Annotated in this window: 17 protein-coding genes; 14 read left to right on the plus strand and 3 right to left on the minus strand. The window is 71.7% G+C overall.

Annotation, left to right across the window (positions count from 1 at the left end; translation table 11 throughout):
* The first annotated feature begins 511 nt into the window (after positions 1–511).
* The 7 genes from ssd (at position 512) to ACIA8D_RS29100 (ending at position 5,803) form a co-directional block, all read left to right on the plus strand.
* A complete protein-coding gene (gene ssd / locus ACIA8D_RS29070; RefSeq protein WP_399236858.1) occupies positions 512–1,582 on the plus strand; it encodes a septum site-determining protein Ssd in 1,071 nt (356 codons plus the stop codon).
* Between the two features lie 100 nt (positions 1,583–1,682).
* Positions 1,683–2,846 (plus strand): TadA family conjugal transfer-associated ATPase, encoded by a 1,164-nt coding sequence (locus ACIA8D_RS29075; protein WP_399236859.1) that lies wholly within the window; start codon positions 1,683–1,685, stop codon positions 2,844–2,846.
* A 317-nt stretch (positions 2,847–3,163) separates the two neighbouring features.
* A complete protein-coding gene (locus ACIA8D_RS29080) occupies positions 3,164–4,036 on the plus strand; it encodes a type II secretion system F family protein (protein ID WP_399236861.1) in 873 nt (290 codons plus the stop codon).
* Between the two features lie 6 nt (positions 4,037–4,042).
* A complete protein-coding gene (locus tag ACIA8D_RS29085; RefSeq protein ID WP_399236863.1) occupies positions 4,043–4,819 on the plus strand; it encodes a type II secretion system F family protein in 777 nt (258 codons plus the stop codon).
* A gap of 174 nt (positions 4,820–4,993) precedes the next feature.
* Complete coding sequence (locus ACIA8D_RS29090) at positions 4,994–5,131, plus strand: DUF4244 domain-containing protein (protein ID WP_372350022.1); 138 nt, start codon at positions 4,994–4,996, stop codon at positions 5,129–5,131.
* Positions 5,118–5,474 (plus strand): TadE family type IV pilus minor pilin, encoded by a 357-nt coding sequence (locus ACIA8D_RS29095; RefSeq protein ID WP_399236865.1) that lies wholly within the window; start codon positions 5,118–5,120, stop codon positions 5,472–5,474. Before ACIA8D_RS29090 ends, ACIA8D_RS29095 begins: the two co-directional genes overlap by 14 nt.
* Positions 5,475–5,515: 41 nt before the next feature.
* Complete coding sequence (locus ACIA8D_RS29100; protein ID WP_399236925.1) at positions 5,516–5,803, plus strand: Rv3654c family TadE-like protein; 288 nt, start codon at positions 5,516–5,518, stop codon at positions 5,801–5,803.
* A gap of 126 nt (positions 5,804–5,929) precedes the next feature.
* Here ACIA8D_RS29100 and ACIA8D_RS29105 read toward each other — a convergent pair whose 3' ends face one another.
* A complete protein-coding gene (locus ACIA8D_RS29105) occupies positions 5,930–8,386 on the minus strand; it encodes a DEAD/DEAH box helicase (RefSeq protein WP_399236866.1) in 2,457 nt (818 codons plus the stop codon).
* Between the two features lie 82 nt (positions 8,387–8,468).
* Here ACIA8D_RS29105 and bldG point away from each other — a divergent pair, with 82 nt between their 5' ends.
* The 6 genes from bldG (at position 8,469) to ACIA8D_RS29135 (ending at position 15,115) form a co-directional block, all read left to right on the plus strand.
* A complete protein-coding gene (bldG, locus tag ACIA8D_RS29110) occupies positions 8,469–8,810 on the plus strand; it encodes an anti-sigma factor antagonist BldG (protein WP_125514212.1) in 342 nt (113 codons plus the stop codon).
* A 114-nt stretch (positions 8,811–8,924) separates the two neighbouring features.
* On the plus strand, positions 8,925–9,359 hold the full coding sequence (locus ACIA8D_RS29115) for an ATP-binding protein (RefSeq protein WP_399236867.1): 435 nt from the start codon (positions 8,925–8,927) through the stop codon (positions 9,357–9,359).
* Positions 9,360–9,647: 288 nt separating this feature from the next.
* The gene (locus ACIA8D_RS29120) at positions 9,648–12,059 is read left to right on the plus strand and encodes a sodium-translocating pyrophosphatase (RefSeq protein ID WP_399236869.1); all 2,412 of its coding nucleotides are present in this window, start codon (positions 9,648–9,650) and stop codon (positions 12,057–12,059) included.
* Positions 12,060–12,311: 252 nt separating this feature from the next.
* Positions 12,312–12,893 (plus strand): small secreted protein, encoded by a 582-nt coding sequence (locus ACIA8D_RS29125; protein WP_399236870.1) that lies wholly within the window; start codon positions 12,312–12,314, stop codon positions 12,891–12,893.
* Positions 12,894–13,256: 363 nt separating this feature from the next.
* The gene (locus tag ACIA8D_RS29130) at positions 13,257–14,783 is read left to right on the plus strand and encodes a methyltransferase (RefSeq protein WP_399236872.1); all 1,527 of its coding nucleotides are present in this window, start codon (positions 13,257–13,259) and stop codon (positions 14,781–14,783) included.
* A gap of 134 nt (positions 14,784–14,917) precedes the next feature.
* Entirely contained in the window at positions 14,918–15,115 is a 198-nt protein-coding gene (locus tag ACIA8D_RS29135; RefSeq protein ID WP_399236874.1) for a hypothetical protein, read from the plus strand.
* Positions 15,116–15,181: 66 nt separating this feature from the next.
* Here ACIA8D_RS29135 and ACIA8D_RS29140 read toward each other — a convergent pair whose 3' ends face one another.
* Both ACIA8D_RS29140 and ACIA8D_RS29145 read right to left on the minus strand, forming a co-directional pair.
* Complete coding sequence (locus tag ACIA8D_RS29140) at positions 15,182–15,577, minus strand: DUF2752 domain-containing protein (protein WP_399236927.1); 396 nt, start codon at positions 15,575–15,577, stop codon at positions 15,182–15,184.
* Positions 15,578–15,601: 24 nt separating this feature from the next.
* Positions 15,602–16,171 (minus strand): TM2 domain-containing protein, encoded by a 570-nt coding sequence (locus ACIA8D_RS29145; protein ID WP_399236876.1) that lies wholly within the window; start codon positions 16,169–16,171, stop codon positions 15,602–15,604.
* 329 nt (positions 16,172–16,500) lie between these two features.
* Here ACIA8D_RS29145 and topA point away from each other — a divergent pair, with 329 nt between their 5' ends.
* Positions 16,501–19,332 (plus strand): type I DNA topoisomerase, encoded by a 2,832-nt coding sequence (gene topA, locus ACIA8D_RS29150; protein ID WP_399236878.1) that lies wholly within the window; start codon positions 16,501–16,503, stop codon positions 19,330–19,332.
* Positions 19,333–19,359 lie beyond the last annotated feature (27 nt).

Genomic DNA, 19,359 nt, shown 5'->3' on the forward strand with positions numbered 1-19,359 from the left:
TACACCATGGAAGTCACGGATCGTTCGCGACCGTGCTAACCCGGTCTGGCTCCTCCCCCCCCCGAGTCGGACCGTGGGGACGACCCCCGCTCTCCCCCCCGGCGGGGGTCGTCGCATGTCCGGACCCGTTTTCGGGTCCTTTTTTCATGCCCGCACGGCGGGTTTCCGGGCCTCGTGTGCCCCGGTCCGCACGCCGGAGGTTCCTCACGCTGTGTAACCGTCGGGCTGCTCTGCGGACAGATTCATGCCGAGTTCACAGTGTCACTGGTATGGGTGACGGGGATATTCACAAGCCTTCTCGCGTCCACAGTTATTTACCAAGATCCCCACGATTTCCGGGATCGCTGCACGGTGATTCCGCACGCGAAGTTCGGGTCCGTGTTCATGGCCGGTTTGTTATGGCCGTGCCGTGGCGGATGAGCGGTATTCGGCGCCTTGGACCCCGTCGTCTTCACGTGCGGAACGGGTCGTCCGCAGGGGCGGGCGAGCGCGGCGAGAGGGGGACCGGACCATGACGGGAGTCATCGAGTGCGACGCACGGGACGTGCGACGCGCCCCGTTGATCGTGACGGAGGACGTGGAACTGCTGGACGACCTGCTGCGGCTGTGCGCGGCGGCGGGTGTGCGGCCCGAGGTCGGACACGGGGCGCCGGCGGGCAGAGCGGGCTGGGGCGGCTGGGAATCGGCGCCCCTCGTACTGGTCGGTGACGATGCCGCGCGGCGGCTGCGCGGGGTGTCCCGACGGCACGGCGTGATCTTGGTTGGGCGTGATCAGGACGATTCCGGGGTGTGGCGGCGGGCCGTGGAGATCGGCGCCGACCATGTCCTGGTCCTGCCGGACGGCGAACAGTGGCTGATGGACCGGATCGCCGACGTCGCGGAGGGAGTGGGGCGGCCCGCCCTGACCGTCGGGGTGCTCGGCGGGTGCGGCGGGGCCGGGGCGTCCACGCTGGCCTGCGCGCTGGCGGTGGCGGCCGCGCGGTCGGGCCGGCGCACGCTCCTGGTCGACGCGGATCCGCTCGGCGGCGGACTCGATGTGCTGCTGGGCGGCGAGGCGGTGGACGGGCTGCGCTGGCCGGCCTTCGCCGAGTCCCGGGGCCGGGTCGGCAGTACGGCCCTGGAGGAGTCGCTGCCCCGGCTGCACGATCTGCGGGTGCTCAGCTGGGACCGCGGCGATCTCACGGCGGTGCCGTCGGAGGCGGTGCGGGCGGTGCTCGCGGCCGGGCGGCGCAGGGGCGGGGTCGTCGTGGTGGATCTGCCGCGCCGGGTCGACGCCGGATCCGTCGAGGCCCTGGCCCAGCTCGACCTGGGGCTGCTCGTCGTGCCACCGGAGCTGCGGGCCGTGGCGGCGGCGCGCCGGATGGCGGGGGCGGCGGGGATGGTGCTGCGGGACCTGCGGGTGGTGACGGCGCGCGCGGGCGCGGGAGGCCTCGCGGCACACGAGGTGGCGCGGCTCGTCGGGCTGCCGTTCGCCGGCGAACTCCCGGCGGACGCCGAGGTGGTGAAGGGCGGTCCGCTGGGGCGGTTCTGCGGGACGTTCTGGGAGCGGATGCCGGTGACGGCGGAGGGGGACGCGGCGTGAATCGGCGGGATGGGGAGCCGGGCGCGGCTTGGCGGCTTGTGGAGGGTGCGGCGGTGGTCGGTGTGCGGACGGTTGAGCGGTGGGTGCGGGGAGGGGTGTCATGAGCGCGGTGGTCGGGGCGCGGATGCTGGACGGCGTACGGCAGTGGCTCGCCGAGAACGGGTCGGAGGCGACGCCCGCGCGCGTGGCCGAGGCGCTGCGGGCGCAGGGCCGGATCCTGGGCGACGCCGAAGTGCTCGGCGCGGCGGGCAGGTTGAGGTCGGAGCTGGTGGGCGCGGGCCCGCTGGAGCCGCTGCTCGCCGACCCCTCGGTGACGGATGTCCTGGTGTCGGCGCCGGACGAGGTGTGGGTCGACCGGGGCGGCGGTCTCGAGCGGGCCGACGTGGCCTTCGAAGGCGCCGCCGATGTGCGGCGGTTGGCCCAGCGGCTCGCGGCCGTCGTGGGGCGCCGCCTGGACGACGCGCGGCCGTGGGTGGACGCCCGACTGCCCGACGGGACTCGGCTGCACGCGGTGCTGCCACCGATCGCGGCGGGCTGCACCTGTCTGTCCCTGCGGGTCGTGCGGCCGCGGGCGTTCACCCTGGAGGAGCTCGTGGCGGCGGGGACGGTGCCGCCGGGCGGCGACCGGGTGCTGCGGGCCCTGCTCGACGCACGCCTGTCGTTCCTGATCAGCGGCGGTACGGGCACGGGCAAGACGACGCTGCTGAGCGCGCTGCTCGGCCTGGTGGGGCCGCGGGAGCGGATCGTCCTGGCCGAGGACTCCGCCGAGCTGCGGCCGGACCACCCCCATGTCGTCCGGCTCGAATCCCGCCCGGCCAACCAGGAGGGCGCGGGCGCCGTGGGCCTGGACGACCTGGTCAGGCAGGCGCTGCGGATGCGGCCCGACCGGCTCGTGGTGGGCGAGGTGCGCGGCGCCGAGGTGGTCGCGCTCCTGGCCGCGCTCAACACGGGCCACGAGGGCGGTTCCGGGACCGTTCACGCCAACGCGGCGAGCGATGTCCCGGTGCGTCTGGAGGCGCTGGGGACGGCGGCCGGGCTCGACCGGGCGGCGCTGCACAGCCAGTTGGCGGCGGCGTTGTCGGTCGTGCTGCATCTCGTACGGGACCGGGACGGGCGGCGGCGGATCGCCCAGGTCCAGGTGCTGGAGCGGGACGCGGAGGGCTGGGTGCGGTCGGTGCCGGCGCTGGCGTGGGGCGAGCGGGGATTTGTGGAGGGGGTGGGGTGGGCGCGGCTCGGTGGGTTGCTGGGGGTGCGGTTGGGGTGATGGCGGTGGTGGTGGGGCGCGGGCGGTACGCGCGGTGAGGGGTCGTGTGGGCGGGGAGTCGGGCGTGGGGTGTGGATCGGTGGCCGCCGGTGGGTCCCGGGGAGGAGGCGTGGCGGCGGGGTGCCGGTCGGGTTGCGGGGGTCGGGGAGGGCGTGTGGCGGCGGGGTGCTGGTCGGAGGTGCAGGGGTCGGTGGATTCGGCGGAGTCGGTGGAGCTGGTGGAGAGGGGTGCGTGGGTGTGAGCGGTCGGGTTTTGGCGGCGGGGTGCCGGTCGGAGGCGCAGGGGTCGGTAGAGCTGGTGGAGAGGGGTGCGTGGGTGTGAGTGGTGGGGTTTTGGTGGGCGGCCCCGGTGTTGTGGTGGCCGCGTTGGGGGCCGGCGTCGCGTTGCGGGCGGTGCGGGTACGGGAGTTGGAGGTGCGGCGGGTCCGGAGGGTGTTGGGGGCCGGGGCGGAGCTCGGGGTGCTCGCCGGGTGGTCGGGCCTGGGCGAGCGGTGGTGGGCGTGGGTGCGGGCGCGGCCCGAATGGTGGTGTGCGGTCGGCGGGTTGGTGGTCGGGATCGTCGGGGCCTCGGTGCTGCCGGTCGTGCTCGGGGTGTGCGCGGTGCCCGGAGCGGGCCGGTGGCGCCGGGCGCGGGCGGCGCGGCGGGGAAAGGGGCGGCGTGAGGAGGCGGTGATCCGGCTGTGCGGGCTGCTGGCGGGTGAGGTGCGGGCCGGGCGGCAGCCGGGGGAGGCGCTGGTGGTGGCGGTGCGGGGGTCGGGGGCGTTGACCGGCGCGGGGAGTGCGGCCGTGGTGGCGGCGGCCCGGTTCGGCGGGGATGTGCCCGGGGCCCTCGGAGCGGCGGCGCGGGAGCCGGGGGCCGAGGGGCTGGGCGGGCTCGCGGCGTGCTGGCGGGTGGCGGTGGACCGGGGAGCGGGGCTCGCGTCCGGGTTGGAGCGGCTCGCGGACGCCCTGCGGGCGGAGCGGGATCAACGGGCCGACTTCAGAGCCCAGTTGGCGGGCCCCTCGTCGACGGCGGTGATGCTCGCCGCGCTGCCCGTGTGCGCGCTGTTGCTCGGGGCGGGGATGGGCGCGCGACCCCTGCGGGTGCTGCTGCACACGTGGCCGGGGATCGGGTGCCTGGTGGTGGGCGGGGTGCTGGAGGCCGCCGGACTGTGCTGGGCGATGCGGATCGTACGAGGGGCGGAGGGGTGAGGGGCGATGAATGTTGTCCACAGGCTGGGGGCGGTGCTGTGCGTCGCGGTGCTGGTGATGTGGCTGGCCCGGGAGATCGCGAGGCGCCGGGACGAGCGGGCACTGCGGAGGCGGGTGCGGCTGGTGCTCGACGTGGCCGTGGAGCGGTCGGCGCGGCGGACCGTGGGGCTGCCGGCCGGAGTGCGGCGGTGGGTCCCTGTCGCAGGGGCGGTGTGTGCCGGGTTCGTGCTGGTCGGTGGGGTGCCGGGGGTGGTGGCCGGTGGAGTGTGCGGCGTGGGGGTGTGGACGTGGTCGCGCCGCCAGGAGGGGCGCGTGGGATCCGGGGTGGTGTCGCGGGACGAAGCGGTACGTCAACTGCCCTTGGCGTCGGACCTGTTGGCTTCGTGTCTGGCGGCGGGGGCCGGTCCTGTGGAGGCGGCGCGGGCGGTCGGGGAGGCCTTGGGCGGGCCCGTTGGGCGAGGCCTGGAGCGGGGCGCTGCCCAGGTCCGTCTCGGTGGCGAACTGGGCAGGGCGTGGCGGGAGTTGTCGGAGATTCCCGGGGCGGCGGGGCTTGTGCGGCTGCTGGAGCGGGCGGGCGAGTCCGGTGCCCCGGCGGCGGCGCCGGTCGCGCGGTTCGCGTCGGAGTGCCGGGCCGAGCGGGCGCGCCGCGCGACGACGGCGGCACGCCGCGCCGCGGTGGCGATCACCGCGCCGGTGGGCCTGTGCTTCCTGCCGGCGTTCCTGGTGGTCGGGGTGGTTCCGGTGGTGATCGGCCTCGGAGACGGGGTCTTTGGAGGGAGATGAACGACGGCCCTCGGACGACGGAGTGGGACACGAGCGGGACTACGCAGCAGGGGAGTTGGCATGAACGGAATGCGGTCGGAGAGGCCGGGGCGGGCGGAGCGGGCGTACGGGTGGTTGCGCGGAGGCGTTCTGCGATGGGCGCGGGCGGTGCGGTCCGGGCGGCGGGATGCCGGGATGGTCAGTGCCGAGTACGCGGTGGGGCTGATCGCGGCGGTGGGCTTCGCCGGGGTGCTGTACCAGGTGGTGACGAGCGATGTCGTGCAGTCGGCGCTGCAGTCCTTGGTGGCGAAGGCGCTCCATGGGTCGTTCTGAGCCCCGGCGCGGTGACCGGGGGTTCGTGACGGCGGAGGCGGCCGTGGTGCTGCCGGTGCTCGTGATGTTCACGATGGCGCTGGTCTGGGTGGTGCTCGCGGCGTCGGCGCAGATCAGATGCGTGGACGCGGCGCGGGCCGGGGCCAGGGCGGTGGCCCGGCAGGAGCCGCGGGGCGCGGCGCTGGCGGCGGCGCGGGAGGCCGCGCCGCCGGGTGCGCGGGTCGTGGTGGGCCGGGAGGGCGATCTGGTGCGGGTGACGGTGCGGGCGAGGTCGGTGGGGCCGGGCGTGCTCGGGGTGGAGCTGGGCGCGCAGGCGGTGGCGGCGGCGGAGGAGGCGACGTGAGGGGGCGGGGCGACCGCGGTTCGGCGACCGTGTGGGTCGCGATGGCGATGGCCGCGATCGGGGTGGTGTTCGGGTCGGTGCTGGCGATGGCGCAGGCGGTCGAGGCACGCCACCGGGCAGGCTCGGCGGCCGATCTGGCGGCACTGGCGGCGGCGGACCACTGGATGGACGGGAGAGCGGAGGCGTGCGCGCTGGCGGCACGGGTGGCGCGAGCACAGGAGGCGACGGTGGTGCGCTGCGCGGTCCACGGCGAGGTGTCATCGGTGACGGCAACGGCGGGCGCCGGCACGTTCCACGCGGAGGTGAAAGCCCGGGCAGGGCCGTCGTGACGGGTGCGCCGGCCCGGTAGTTCAAGCCCCGGCGGCGATTGAGCAGCGGGGCCCGGGGCGGAGCCCCGAGACGTAGGACCGGTTGACCGAGACGAAACGGGTGAGCCCGCCGGCCCGCCCGCCCACCTACCCCGCCGCATCCCGCAACAGAACGGAGAGGAGCCGCACCGCGCCCCGCTTGTGCAACGGCTCGTTGCCGTTGCCGCACTTGGGGGACTGGATGCAGGAGGGGCAACCGGCCTCGCACTCGCAGGAGGCGATGGCCTCACGGGTGGCGGTCAGCCACTCGCGGGCGGTGTGGAAGGCCCGTTCGGCGAATCCCGCGCCGCCGGGATGACCGTCGTAGACGAAGACCGTGGGAAGGAGCGTGTCCGGATGGAGCGGGATCGAGACACCGCCGATGTCCCAGCGGTCGCACGTGGCGAAGAGTGGAAGGAGGCCGATGGAGGCGTGTTCGGCGGCGTGCAGGGCGCCGCCGAGGATCTCGGGGTTCACGCGGGCCGCGTCGAGCTGGTCCTCCGTGACCGTCCACCACACCGCGCGGGTGCGCAGCGTACGAGGGGGGAGGTCGAGCTTGGTCTCGCCGAGGACCTCGCCGGTGATGAGGCGGCGGCGGAGATAGCCGACGACCTGGTTGGTGACTTCGACCGAGCCGTAGCACAACCGGCCGTCGCCCCAAGGGACTTCGACGTCGGTCTCCAGGATGGAGATGGCCGTGGTGTCGCGGGCGGTGGTCGAGTAGGTGGGATTCGCCGTCTCGACCAGGGCGACGTTGTCGTCGAGGTCCAGCTTCTTCACGACGTATGTGCGGCCCTGGTGGAGGTGGACAGCGCCGTCGTGGACCGAGGTGTGGGCCGAGCCCGCGTCGACCGTGCCGAGCAGCCGGCCCGTGCCGGCCTCGACGACCTGGACGGGAGAGCCGCCCTCGCCGCGGATGTCGGCCAGGTCGGCGGCGGACTCGCGGCGCGTCCAGTGCCAGGCTTTCGTGGCGGCGCGGCGCCGCAGCAGCTTCGCGGCCTCCAGCTGCGGCAGCAGGTCCAGGGCGGCCGGGCCGAACAGGTCCAGATCCGGTTCGGTCAGCGGGATTTCCTGTGCCGCGGCGCACAGGTGCGGGGCCAGGACGTACGGGTTGTCGGGGTCGAGGACCGTCGACTCGACCGGCTGGTCGAAGAGGGCTTCGGGGTGGTGCACCAGATAGGTGTCCAGGGGGTCGTCGCGGGCGACGAGGACGGCGAGCGCGCCCTGTCCCGAGCGCCCGGCCCGCCCCGCCTGCTGCCACAACGATGCCCGCGTACCCGGATAGCCGGAGATCAGTACGGCGTCCAACCCCGAGACGTCGATGCCGAGTTCGAGGGCGGTGGTCGCGGCGAGGCCGAGGAGTTCGCCAGAGTGCAGGGCCGCTTCGAGGGCGCGGCGTTCCTCGGAGAGATAGCCGCCGCGGTAGGCCGCGACCCGCCGGGCGAGCGAGCGGTCGACCTCGGCGAGTCGTTCCTGCGCGATCACCGAGATCAGCTCGGCGCCGCGCCGGGAGCGGACGAAGGCGACCGAGCGTACGCCCTGGACCGCGAGGTCGGTCAGGAGTTCCGCCGTCTCCGCGGTCGCCGTGCGCCGCACGGGCGCGCCCTTCTCGCCCTGCATCTCCGTCAGCGGGGGTTCCCAGAGCGCGAAGACCAGTTCGCCGCGCGGCGAGGCGTCGTCGGCGACCTCGACGACCGGCAGACCCGTCAACCGCTGGGCGGACAGGGCCGGTTCGGCCGAGGTGGCGGAGGCCAGCAGGAAGACGGGGTCGGATCCGTAGCGGGCACATATGCGGCGCAGTCTTCGCAGCACCTGCGCGACGTGCGAGCCGAAGACGCCGCGATACGTGTGGCACTCGTCGATCACGACGTACTTGAGCGCCTTGAGGAAGGAGGACCAGCGCGGGTGCGAGGGCAGGATGCCCCGGTGCAGCATGTCCGGGTTGGTGAGGACGTAGTTTCCGTACTGACGTACCCATTCGCGTTCCTCGAACGGGGTGTCGCCGTCGTAGACCGCCGGCCGAATCGCCGTACCGAGCGGTTGTGAAAGTTCCTTCACCGATCGGCACTGGTCCGCCGCGAGCGCCTTCGTCGGGGCGAGGTAGAGCGTGGTCGCGCCGCGTCCGTTCGGAGCCTCGGATCCGTCGAGCAGGGTCGACAGGACCGGGACCAGATAGGCGAGCGACTTGCCGGAGGCCGTGCCCGTGGCGACGACCACCGAATCGCCGTCCAGGGCGTGCTCCGCCGCGAGTGCCTGATGGGCCCAGGGATGTGCGATTCCGGCGGTCTGCACGGCCGCGATGACCTCGGCACGGATCCGATCGGGCCAGACGGCATGACGGCCCGGGCGAGGGGGCAAGTGCTCCGTATGGGTGATGCGCGCAGCCCTGCTCGGACCCGAGGCGAGCCGGTCCAGGACCGCACCGGGAGAGGGGCGGTCTGGGGCGGATGCCGAGGGTCGTTCGGATCGGAGATTCTTGGCCATCGGCACCGAGTGTGTCACTGGCGTGACGGACAATGCTCTCAAGGCGTCGTGCACGCCTGCCGGTAAGTGATTGAATGCCATCGCGGCTGGCGAACCGTCCCGGGGGATCAAGCCGAGGTGTCCCCGAGGGGCGACCGCTCGATAGCAAGGTGCTGGAGGATCCGTGGACCTGTCCCTGTCGACCCGTACCGTCGGCGATCGTACGGTCGTCGAGGTCGGTGGCGAAATTGATGTGTATACCGCGCCCAAGCTGCGCGAGCAGTTGGTCGAGCTGGTGAATGACGGCAGTTTCCACCTTGTCGTCGACATGGAGGGCGTGGACTTCCTCGACTCCACCGGGCTCGGCGTGCTGGTCGGCGGTCTGAAGCGCGTGCGCGCCCATGAGGGCTCGCTGCGCCTGGTGTGCAACCAGGAGCGCATTCTCAAGATCTTCCGTATCACCGGACTGACCAAGGTGTTCCCGATCCACACCTCGGTCGAGGAAGCCGTCTCGGCGACCGACTGATCCGGTTGATGCCGGTGGCGACACCGGCGGAGACAAGGGGATCGGGCGGCCGAGGCCGGCCGATCCCGGGAGCACGCCCGTACAACCGTGGGCCCGTCTGTCCGAGGGGGATGCATGGCCACTGTCGAACTCCGCTTCAGCCCTCTGCCCGAGCACGTCAGGACGGCCCGCCTGGTGGCGGCCGCCGTGGCGCGCAGGTCGGGCGTGGACGAGGCCGTGCTCGACGAGGTCAGGCTCGCCGTCGGTGAGGCCTGCAGTCGCGCGGTCGGGCTGCACCAGAGCAGCGGCATCTCGGCGCCGGTGCGGGTGGCCCTGATCGAGGAGGAGAAGCAGTTCTCCATCGAGGTCGGGGACGAGGCGCCGCGTTCGGTGCCCCCGTCGGCCGCGGCCGACGGCGCGGGCTCCGCGGACGATCTGGAGGCCGAGGGTGAGGACGAGATGGGTCTCGCCGTCATCAGTGGCCTCGTGGACGATGTCGAGGTCAGCGCGGACACGGACGGCGGACTCATTCGGATGAGTTGGCCGACCCTGCCGGCGACGCTTCCGTAGCGTTCCGCTCGGTCGGAGATCTTTTTCAGCGGCCCCGTTCACTTCCTGGTGAACGGGGCCGCTGTTGTGTTCCCCGAGGTCACACGGTGTTTATTGAGATCATTAAGAGAGGCCGCGCCCGCTAATGACTCAAAAGCATTAGGCATTCCTCTTCGCGCGGCAGATCGAGGTTCACCGAACATTTGCTGGGTAGGAAACAATTCCGTTTGCCGCGCCCTGTTTTGATCAGGGTCCGCTCCCTACAATCCGTCCACATCTTGAGCTCAGTCCAAGCGTCAAGGAGGACGAATGGCGGAGCCCTCTACCCCTGCTACGTTCGCAGCCGCAGTTCTGACCGACGACAACAGATTGATCGTCGTCGTCATCGCCGTCGTCGCGCTCGCGGCGCTCGCCGTCGCCGGAGTCCTGGTGCGCCAGGTGCTCGCGGCCGGCGAGGGCACGGACTCGATGAAGGAGATCGCGGGCGCGGTCCAGGAAGGCGCGAAAGCCTATCTGGGTCGGCAACTGCGAACCCTCGGCGTATTCGCCGTCGTGGTGTTCTTCCTGCTCATGCTGCTTCCGGCGGACGACTGGAATCAGCGAGCGGGCCGGTCGATCTTCTTCTTGATCGGCGCGGTGTTCTCGGCCGTCACCGGCTATATCGGAATGTGGCTCGCGGTGCGCAGCAATGTGCGCGTCGCCGCCGCCGCACGAGAAGCGACTCCGGCGGAAGGCGAGCCGGAAAAGGATCTCACCACCGTCTCGCACCACGCAATGAAGATCGCTTTCCGTACGGGCGGCGTCGTCGGCATGTTCACGGTGGGACTCGGCCTGCTCGGCGCTTCCTGCGTCGTGCTCGTCTACGCGGCCGACGCGCCCAAGGTCCTGGAGGGCTTCGGGCTCGGCGCCGCGCTGATCGCGATGTTCATGCGTGTCGGGGGCGGCATCTTCACCAAGGCCGCCGACGTCGGCGCCGACCTGGTCGGCAAGGTCGAACAGGGCATTCCGGAGGACGATCCGCGCAATGCCGCGACCATCGCCGACAACGTGGGCGACAACGTCGGAGACTGCGCCGGTATGGCCGCCGACCTCTTCGAGTCGTACGCCGTCACGCTGGTCGCCGCGCTGATCCTCGGCAAGGCCGCCTTCGGCGACGCGGGCCTGGCGTTCCCGCTGATCGTGCCCGCGATCGGGGTGATCACGGCGATGATCGGCATCTTCGCCGTCGCGCCGCGCCGCTCCGACCGCTCCGGGATGAGCGCCATCAACCGCGGGTTCTTCATCTCCGCGGTGATCTCGATCGTGCTCGTGGCCATCGCCGTCTTCACGTACCTGCCGGGCTCGTACGGCGACCTGGACGGCGTAACGGACTCCGCGATCAGTGGAAAGGCCGGCGACCCCCGGATCCTCGCGGTCGTCGCCGTGGCGATCGGCATCGTGCTCGCGGCCCTCATCCAGCAGCTCACCGGCTACTTCACCGAGACGACCCGGCGCCCGGTCAGGGACATCGGCAAGACCTCGCTGACGGGCCCCGCGACGGTGGTGCTGGCCGGCATCTCCATCGGCCTGGAGTCGGCCGTCTACACGGCGGTGCTGATCGGGCTCGGCGTCTACGGGGCGTTCCTGCTCGGCGGTACGTCGATCATGCTCGCCCTGTTCGCGGTCGCCCTGGCCGGAACGGGGCTGCTCACCACGGTCGGCGTCATCGTCGCCATGGACACCTTCGGCCCGGTCTCCGACAACGCGCAGGGCATCGCCGAGATGTCCGGCGACGTCGAGGGCGCGGGCGCGCAGGTGCTCACCGACCTGGACGCCGTCGGCAACACGACGAAGGCCATCACCAAGGGCATCGCCATCGCGACGGCCGTGCTCGCGGCCGCCGCGCTGTTCGGCTCGTACCGGGACGCGATCGTCACGGCGGCGCAGGACGTCGGCGAGAAGGTCGGCTCCGGCGGGCCCATGAATCTGGTCATGGACATCTCGCAGCCCAACAACCTGGTCGGGCTCATCGCGGGCGCCGCGGTCGTGTTCCTCTTCTCCGGGCTCGCCATCAACGCCGTCTCGCGGTCGGCGGGTTCGGTGGTCTACGAGGTGCGCAGGCAGTTTCGCGAGCACCCCGGGATCATGGACTACACGGAGAAGCCGGAGTACGGGCGCGTCGTCGACATCTGCACCAAGGACGCGCTGCGGGAGCTCGCCACGCCCGGGCTGCTCGCCGTCGTGGCGCCGATCGCGGTCGGCTTCACGCTCGGCGTCGGGGCGCTCGGCGCGTATCTCGCGGGCGCGATCGGGACGGGCACGCTGATGGCCGTCTTCCTCGCGAACTCCGGCGGCGCCTGGGACAACGCCAAGAAGCTCGTCGAGGACGGGCACCACGGCGGCAAGGGCAGCGAGGCGCACGAGGCGACGATCATCGGCGACACCGTCGGCGACCCCTTCAAGGACACCGCGGGCCCTGCCATCAACCCGCTCCTGAAGGTGATGAACCTCGTGGCGCTGCTCATCGCGCCGGCGATCGTGAAGTTCAGCTACGGGGACGACGCGAGCGTGGGCGTACGGGTCGCCGCCGCCGTCGTGGCGCTCGCCGTGATCATCGGAGCCGTGTACATGTCCAAGCGGCGCGGCATCGCGGTCGGCGGGGACGAGGACGGGGACAGCGAAGGGGCCGGACGGGTGCCGGAGCAGTCGGACCCCGCCGTGGTCTCCACGACACGTACGTGAGGAACCCGCGTACGTGAGTTGAGTGCACGTCAGTACGACAACAGGTGGGCGGACAGCGTCTTTTGACGGCCTGTCCGCCCATCGGTCTGTTCTGGCGTAGTTTTCTTACGTCTGCGGGGCGGGGCCTTCCGGTTTCAGTGAGCCTTATCTCTCTTGGTGCAAATGGCTGCTAAAGGTCAATAAAGTGGTCGTATAGGACACCCGGCGTGCGATTGTCGTGTGCGTGGCGTGTAAGTTCCGGGGCCGAGAGCCATGGAAGGGACCAATCCGGTGAACAAGAAGCTTGCTGCCGCACTGTCCGGCGGTGCGGTACTGGTACTGGCGTTGTCGGGCTGCAGCGACGACAGCAACGAGAAGCTGGACTCCTGGGCCAAGCAGGTCTGCGACAAGGTCCAGCCGCAGGCCAAGAAGATCGAGGCCGCGAACGCCGCGATCCAGAAGGAGACCTCGGACAACAGCGAACCCAAGCAGGTCCAGAAGACGGACTCGCAGGCGTTCCAGGACATGTCCGACGCGTACAAGGCGATCGGTGACGCGGTCGACAAGGCCGGGGCTCCGCCGGTCGACGGCGGTGACAAGAAGCAGCAGAACGCCGTCAAGGAACTGGACAAGATCTCGACGTCGTACGCCGACCTGAAGAAGAAGGTCGACAAGCTCGACACGGGCGACCAGGCGAAGTTCGCCGACGGGCTCAAGGACATCGCCGGGCAGCTGGACACGCTGAGCCAGGACGGCAGTGACGCGCTCAAGAACCTTGAGGAGGGGGACGTGGGCAAGGCGATGGCGAAGCAGGAGAGCTGCAAGAGCGCTTCCGCTACGCCGTCGGGGTCCTAGGGCTTGTCGTTTGGATCAGGCCGGGCTCGCGGGGCCTGGCACGCACGCTCGCGGCGTTGTCGTCGGTCGACGACGCTCCGCGTCGCCTCCCTCCTCCGCCTTGCGATCGCACGCACCAGGCCCCGCTCCCTGATCCGGCCTGATCCAAACGACAAGCCCTAGGCCTCGCGTTTTCTTCCGCGCCCCCGGAGTTGCGCTCTTTCTGCGCTGCACCGGGGGCGCTGTCGTGTTTTCGGAGCCCTGCACCGGGGGCTGTGCCCACCCGTTTTGCCGTGCGGAACGCCTGCCCACAGCAGGGCGGACTGGTGCCCACAGCGGGGCGGAGCGGCTGCCCGTGGTCGGGGGGAGCGTCACAATGGGGGTGTGAGTTCTTCTGTTGTTGTGCCGCTGCCCTCTGTTGATCGAAACGACGTCGCCCGGTCTCTGCGGGACGCCTTGGTGTCCGCCGAGTTCACTGCCGATGGGCTGCTCGAGCTGCTTGGGGCGTCCGCCTATGCGGCGCTCGCGCGCAGTGAGACCGTGCCTGCACTGCGGGCCACCAGGGGCGAGCGGCCCCTGGAGACGCTCGTAAGGCTGTTCCTGTTGCAGCAGCCCGCGCCGCGGGAGCGGGTCGCCGGCGTGCTGCCGCTCGACGCGTGCCTGGAGAGCGGGTGGCTGCGGGCCGTCGGGGGCGACGAGGTCGCGGCGAGCGTCGACGTACGCCCGTATGGCGGTCCCGAGGGCGAGGACTGGTTCATCGTGTCCGACCTCGGGTGCGCGGTCGGCGGCGCCGGGGGCATCGGCAGCAGCGAGGAGGGCGTCGTGCTCGGGGTCGGCGGGGCGTCCACCACGCTCGCCGGCGTCACCGTTCGCATGCCCGTCGGCTCGGCCCTCGACCTCGGCACCGGATCCGGTATCCAGGCGCTGCACGCAGCGCGCCACGCCACGCGGGTCACCGCGACCGATCTCAACCCCCGCGCGCTGCACATGACGGCGCTGACCCTCGCGCTGTCGGGTGCGCAGGCGGCCGAGCTGCGGGAGGGCTCGCTGTACGAGCCGGTGGGCGACGCCACGTACGACCTGGTCGTCTCCAACCCGCCGTTCGTGATCTCGCCGGGCGCCCGGCTCACGTACCGCGACGGCGGCATGAGCGGGGACGATCTGTGCCGTTCGGTCGTTCAGGGGGCAGGGGAGCACCTGAACGACGGGGGGTACGCCCAGTTCCTCGCCAACTGGCAGCACGTGGAGGGGGAGGAGTGGACCGAGCGGCTGCGCTCCTGGGTGCCGCGCGGCTGTGACGCCTGGATCGTGCAGCGCGAGGTGCAGGACGTCGCGCAGTACGCCGAGTTGTGGCTGCGGGACGCGGGTGACCACCGCGGCGACCCGGCCGAGTACGCGGCGCGGTACGACGCGTGGCTCGACGAGTTCGAGGCGCGCAAGGTGCGGGCCGTCGGCTTCGGCTGGATCACGCTCAGGAAGACCGGGTCCGAGGAGCCGTCGATCGTCGTCGAGGAGTGGCCGCACCCCGTCGAGCAGCCGCTCGGCGACACCGTGCGCGGGCACTTCGAGCGGGTCGACTGGCTGCGGGCGCACGACGACGCGGCGCTGCTCGGCGCGCACTTCAAGCTGGCCGCCGAGGTCGTGCAGGAGCAGGTCGGGCTGCCGGGTGCCGAGGACCCGGAGCACGTCGTGCTGCGGCAGGGCCGCGGGATGCGCCGGGCGACGAAGGTGGACACGGTCGGGGCCGGGTTCGCCGGCGTGTGCGACGGCTCGCTGAGCGCCGGGACGATCCTGGACGCCATCGCCCAACTCATGGGCGAGGACCCGGTGATGCTGCGCGACCGCACGCCCGCGCAGATCCGCACGCTGGTCGAGCAGGGGTTCCTGGAGCCGTTCACGCCCGTCGGCTGAAACCACCGCCGTCGACACCGGTCGGCCGCTCTTCGCCTTGTGGCGCCCGGGAGTTCATCCGGGGTTCGGCTGCCCGTGTCAGCGTCGCCCGCCTGGGTACCGGAAATCGGTCCGTAGCTGGGGGAGGCAAGGCGATGGAGAGTGTTCCCGCGGTGTTCGCAGGTGCGGTGTTCGGATTGTTCGGGGCGGGCCTGCTGACGTGGACCGGGGTGCGCGCGGCGCACCGTGAGCCGGTGGCGTACGGGGCGAGCCCCGTGACGTCGGCGGTGCTCGCGGGGGCGGCCGGGGCGGGTGCCCTGGCGCTCGCGGTGTGGTGTTTCGGCCAGGTCTAGGGCTCTAGGACTCCAGGGCTCCAGAGCCCTGGGCCGCCCGGCCATCCGGTTCCACCGGGGCGTCGCTCAGAGCGTGTTGCGCAGGGCCGCCCAGGCCACCGCCCCGATCAGGATCGCGGCCGCACCGCGACCCCCGATCGGTGGCGCCCAGCGGCGACCGCGCAGCCCCTCGTACGTCCAACACCCCAGCAGGGCAAGGAGGAAGGGGGCGGCGAGCAGCAGCGCGCCGTTGTCGTGCCAGGCCATGACGTACTGGCCGTGCATCAGGTCGTAGGCCATCCGCGTCCCGCCGCACGCAGGGCAGAGCAGTCCCGTGGCGATGCGGAAGGGGCAGCCCGGCAGCACGTGGCCGGGTTCGTGCGGGTCCGTGCCGTACAGGTACAACGCCGCCGCGGCCCCTGCCGCGAGCACCCCGAGCGGGGCCGCCGCGGGGGCGCCGAGCGCGCTCCTGAGGCGGGCCATGGGGGACGCGGCGCGGGGCACGGGTCAGGAGTCCCGCAGCAGGCGGCCCTGGGAGTCGGTGGCGTTGCCACCGGCGAGCATCATGATGCCGTCGATCAGACCCCAGACGCTGCCGACTCCACAGGTCACGATCGACACGATGAGCTGGGCGACGGCGATGCCGGTGTGTCCGGTGTAGAAGCGGCCCGCGCCGAAGAAGCCGAGGAAGATGCCGAGGAGGCCCGCGGCGAGCTTCGTCTTGTCGGAGTACGGGCGGCCGTAGGGGTCGTAGCCGTAGGGCGCCGCCGGGTCGTAGGGCATGCCGCCCATGCCGGGGCCCATGTGCGGGCCGCCCATGCCTGGGCCCGGCGGGGGCGGGTACGCGCCGCCGCCGGCCGGGGCGGAGCCGGGGTAGGGGTAGCCGTAGCTGGGCTGACCGGGCTGACCGGGCTGGCCCTGGGGCGGCTGGCCGGGCTGGCCGAGAGGTGGCGTGCCGTAGCCGGGCTGCGAGCCCTGCTGCGGGTAGCCGTACGGCTGGCCGGCCGGGGGCTGGTTGTACGGGTTCCCGCCCGACGGGTCCTTGGGGGGCTGGCCGTACGGATTACTGTCGGACATGTCCGGAAGCTCCTGGATAGTGATGCCGTGGGGACGAGCCGGAGGCTCCCCGCGGGCTCCCCCAGCCGTCCGCCATCTTGTCAGGAAGGGATAAACGGCGGGTCCGAGGGCACGGGACCGCTACGTATCGGGGTGGGCCCTTGCCGGTCCGGGGGCAGGATCACGAGGAGTCGGGTTACCGTTCCGAGTGGCTGCTGCGTGCTTTTCCCGTTTGACACACCGGCGGGAGGTACCGTCACACTCCGCAGCAGTACCGCGGAAACGGCACGATCCCGCGGGAGAGAGCCATCGACACGGCCCCGAACCGCCGACCGGAGAGAAGAGCGAAGTTGTCCCCGACCAGCGAGACCGCACAGGGCGGCCGCCGACTCGTCATCGTCGAGTCGCCCGCCAAGGCGAAGACGATCAAGGGCTATCTCGGCCCCGGATACGTCGTCGAAGCGAGCGTCGGGCACATCCGCGACCTCCCGAACGGCGCGGCCGAAGTGCCGGACAAGTACACCGGCGAGGTGCGCCGCCTCGGAGTGGACGTCGAGCACGACTTCCAGCCCATCTACGTCGTGAACAGCGACAAGAAGGCGCAGGTCAAGAAGCTCAAGGACCTCATGAAGGAGTCCGACGAGCTCTTCCTCGCCACCGATGAGGACCGCGAGGGCGAGGCCATCGCGTGGCACCTCCAGGAAGTCCTCAAGCCGAAGATCCCGGTCCACCGGATGGTCTTCCACGAGATCACCAAGGACGCGATCCGGTCCGCCGTCGCGAACCCCCGTGAGCTGAACAAGAAGCTGGTCGACGCCCAGGAGACCCGCCGCATCCTCGACCGCCTGTACGGCTACGAGGTCTCGCCGGTCCTGTGGAAGAAGGTCATGCCGCGCCTGTCGGCGGGCCGTGTCCAGTCCGTCGCCACCCGCCTCGTCGTCGAGCGCGAGCGCGACCGCATCGCCTTCCGCTCGGCCGAGTACTGGGACCTGACCGGCACGTTCGCGACGGGCCGCGCCGGTGACTCCTCCGACCCGTCCTCGCTGACCGCCCGCCTGAGCGCGGTCGACGGCAAGCGCATCGCGCAGGGCCGCGACTTCGACTCGCTGGGCCGGCTGAAGGCCGGTTCGGCGAACACGCTGCACCTGGACGAGACGAACGCCCGTGCGCTCGCCGCCGCCCTGGAGCAGACGCAGTTCTCCGTACGATCGGTCGAGTCCAAGCCGTACCGCCGCTCGCCGTACGCCCCGTTCCGTACGACGACGATGCAGCAGGAGGCCTCGCGCAAGCTGGGCTTCGGCGCCAAGGCGACCATGCAGGTCGCCCAGAAGCTGTACGAGAACGGCTTCATCACCTACATGCGTACGGACTCCACGACGCTGTCGGACACGGCCGTCGCGGCCGCCCGTTCGCAGGTCACGCAGCTCTACGGCAGCGACTACCTGCCGGACAAGCCGCGTACGTACGCCGGCAAGGTCAAGAACGCGCAGGAGGCGCACGAGGCGATCCGCCCCTCCGGCGACCGCTTCCGCACGCCCGCCGAGACCGGCCTGACCGGCGACCAGTTCAAGCTGTACGAGCTGATCTGGAAGCGCACCGTCGCCTCCCAGATGAAGGACGCGGTCGGCAACAGCGTCACCGTGAAGATCGGTGGCACGTCCGCCGACGGCCGCGACGCCGAGTTCAGCGCCTCCGGCAAGACGATCACCTTCCACGGCTTCCTGAAGGCCTACGTGGAGGGCGCCGACGACCCGAACGCGGAACTGGACGACCGCGAGCGCCGTCTTCCGCAGGTCGCCGAGGGCGACGGCCTGTCCGCCGAGGAGATCTCGGTCGACGGCCACGCCACCAAGCCGCCCGCGCGCTACACCGAGGCTTCGCTCGTCAAGGAGCTCGAAGAGCGCGAGATCGGACGCCCGTCTACGTACGCGTCCATCATCGGGACCATTCTCGACCGTGGTTACGTCTTCAAGAAGGGGACGGCGCTCGTGCCCTCCTTCTTGTCCTTCGCCGTCGTCAACCTGCTGGAGAAGCACTTCGGCCGGCTGGTCGACTACAGCTTCACCGCCTCCATGGAGGACGACCTCGACCGCATCGCGCGCGGTGAGGCGCAGGCCGTGCCGTGGCTGCGGCGCTTCTACTTCGGTGAGGGCTCGGACGGCCAGGGCGGCGCCGCGGACGCCGGGAACGGCGACGGGGACCACCTCGGCGGCCTCAAGGAGCTCGTGACCGACCTGGGCGCGATCGACGCCCGCGAGGTCTCGTCGTTCCCCGTGGGCAACGACATCGTGCTGCGCGTCGGCCGCTACGGCCCGTACATCGAGCGCGGCGAGCGCGACTCCGAGAACCACCAGCGCGCCGACGTCCCCGAGGACCTCGCCCCGGACGAGTTGTCCGTGGAGTACGCCGAGGAGCTGCTCGCCAAGCCGAGCGGCGACTTCGAGCTGGGCGCGGACCCGGAGACCGGCCGCCAGATCATCGCCAAGGACGGCCGCTACGGCCCGTACGTCACCGAGGTGCTCCCCGAGGGCACCCCGAAGACCGGCAAGAACGCGGTGAAGCCGCGCACGGCCTCGCTCTTCAAGTCCATGGCGCTCGACACGGTGACGCTCGCCGACGCCCTGAAGCTGATGTCGCTGCCGCGCGTCGTCGGCCAGGACGCCGAGGGCGTCGACATCACCGCGCAGAACGGCCGGTACGGCCCGTACCTGAAGAAGGGCACGGACTCGCGCTCCCTGGAGACCGAGGACCAGATCTTCGGCATCACGCTGGAAGAGGCCCTGGAGATCTACTCCAAGCCGAAGCAGCGCGGGCGCGCGGCCGCCAAGCCGCCGCTCAAGGAGCTCGGCACCGACCCGGTCAGCGAGAAGCCCGTCGTGGTGAAGGACGGCCGATTCGGCCCGTACGTCACCGATGGCGAGACCAACGCGACGCTGCGCTCGGCGGACTCCGTGGAGGAGATCACGGCGGAGCGCGGGTTCGAGCTGCTCGCCGAGAAGCGGGCGAAGGGCCCGGCCAAGAAGAAGACCGCGGCCAAGAAGGCGCCCGCCAAGAAGACCGCCGCGAAGAAGACGGCGGCCAAGAAGACGGCCGCCAAGAAGACGACCACGGCGAAGAAGACCGCGGCCAAGAAGACGACGACCGCGAAGACGGCGGCCAAGAAGACGGCTCCGGCGGAGTAGTCGGCCGCCCGGCGGAACGAGTGCCTC

It is taken from the genome of Streptomyces sp. NPDC051684, from assembly GCF_044453445.1.
Taxonomy (GTDB): Bacteria; Actinomycetota; Actinomycetes; order Streptomycetales; family Streptomycetaceae; genus Streptomyces.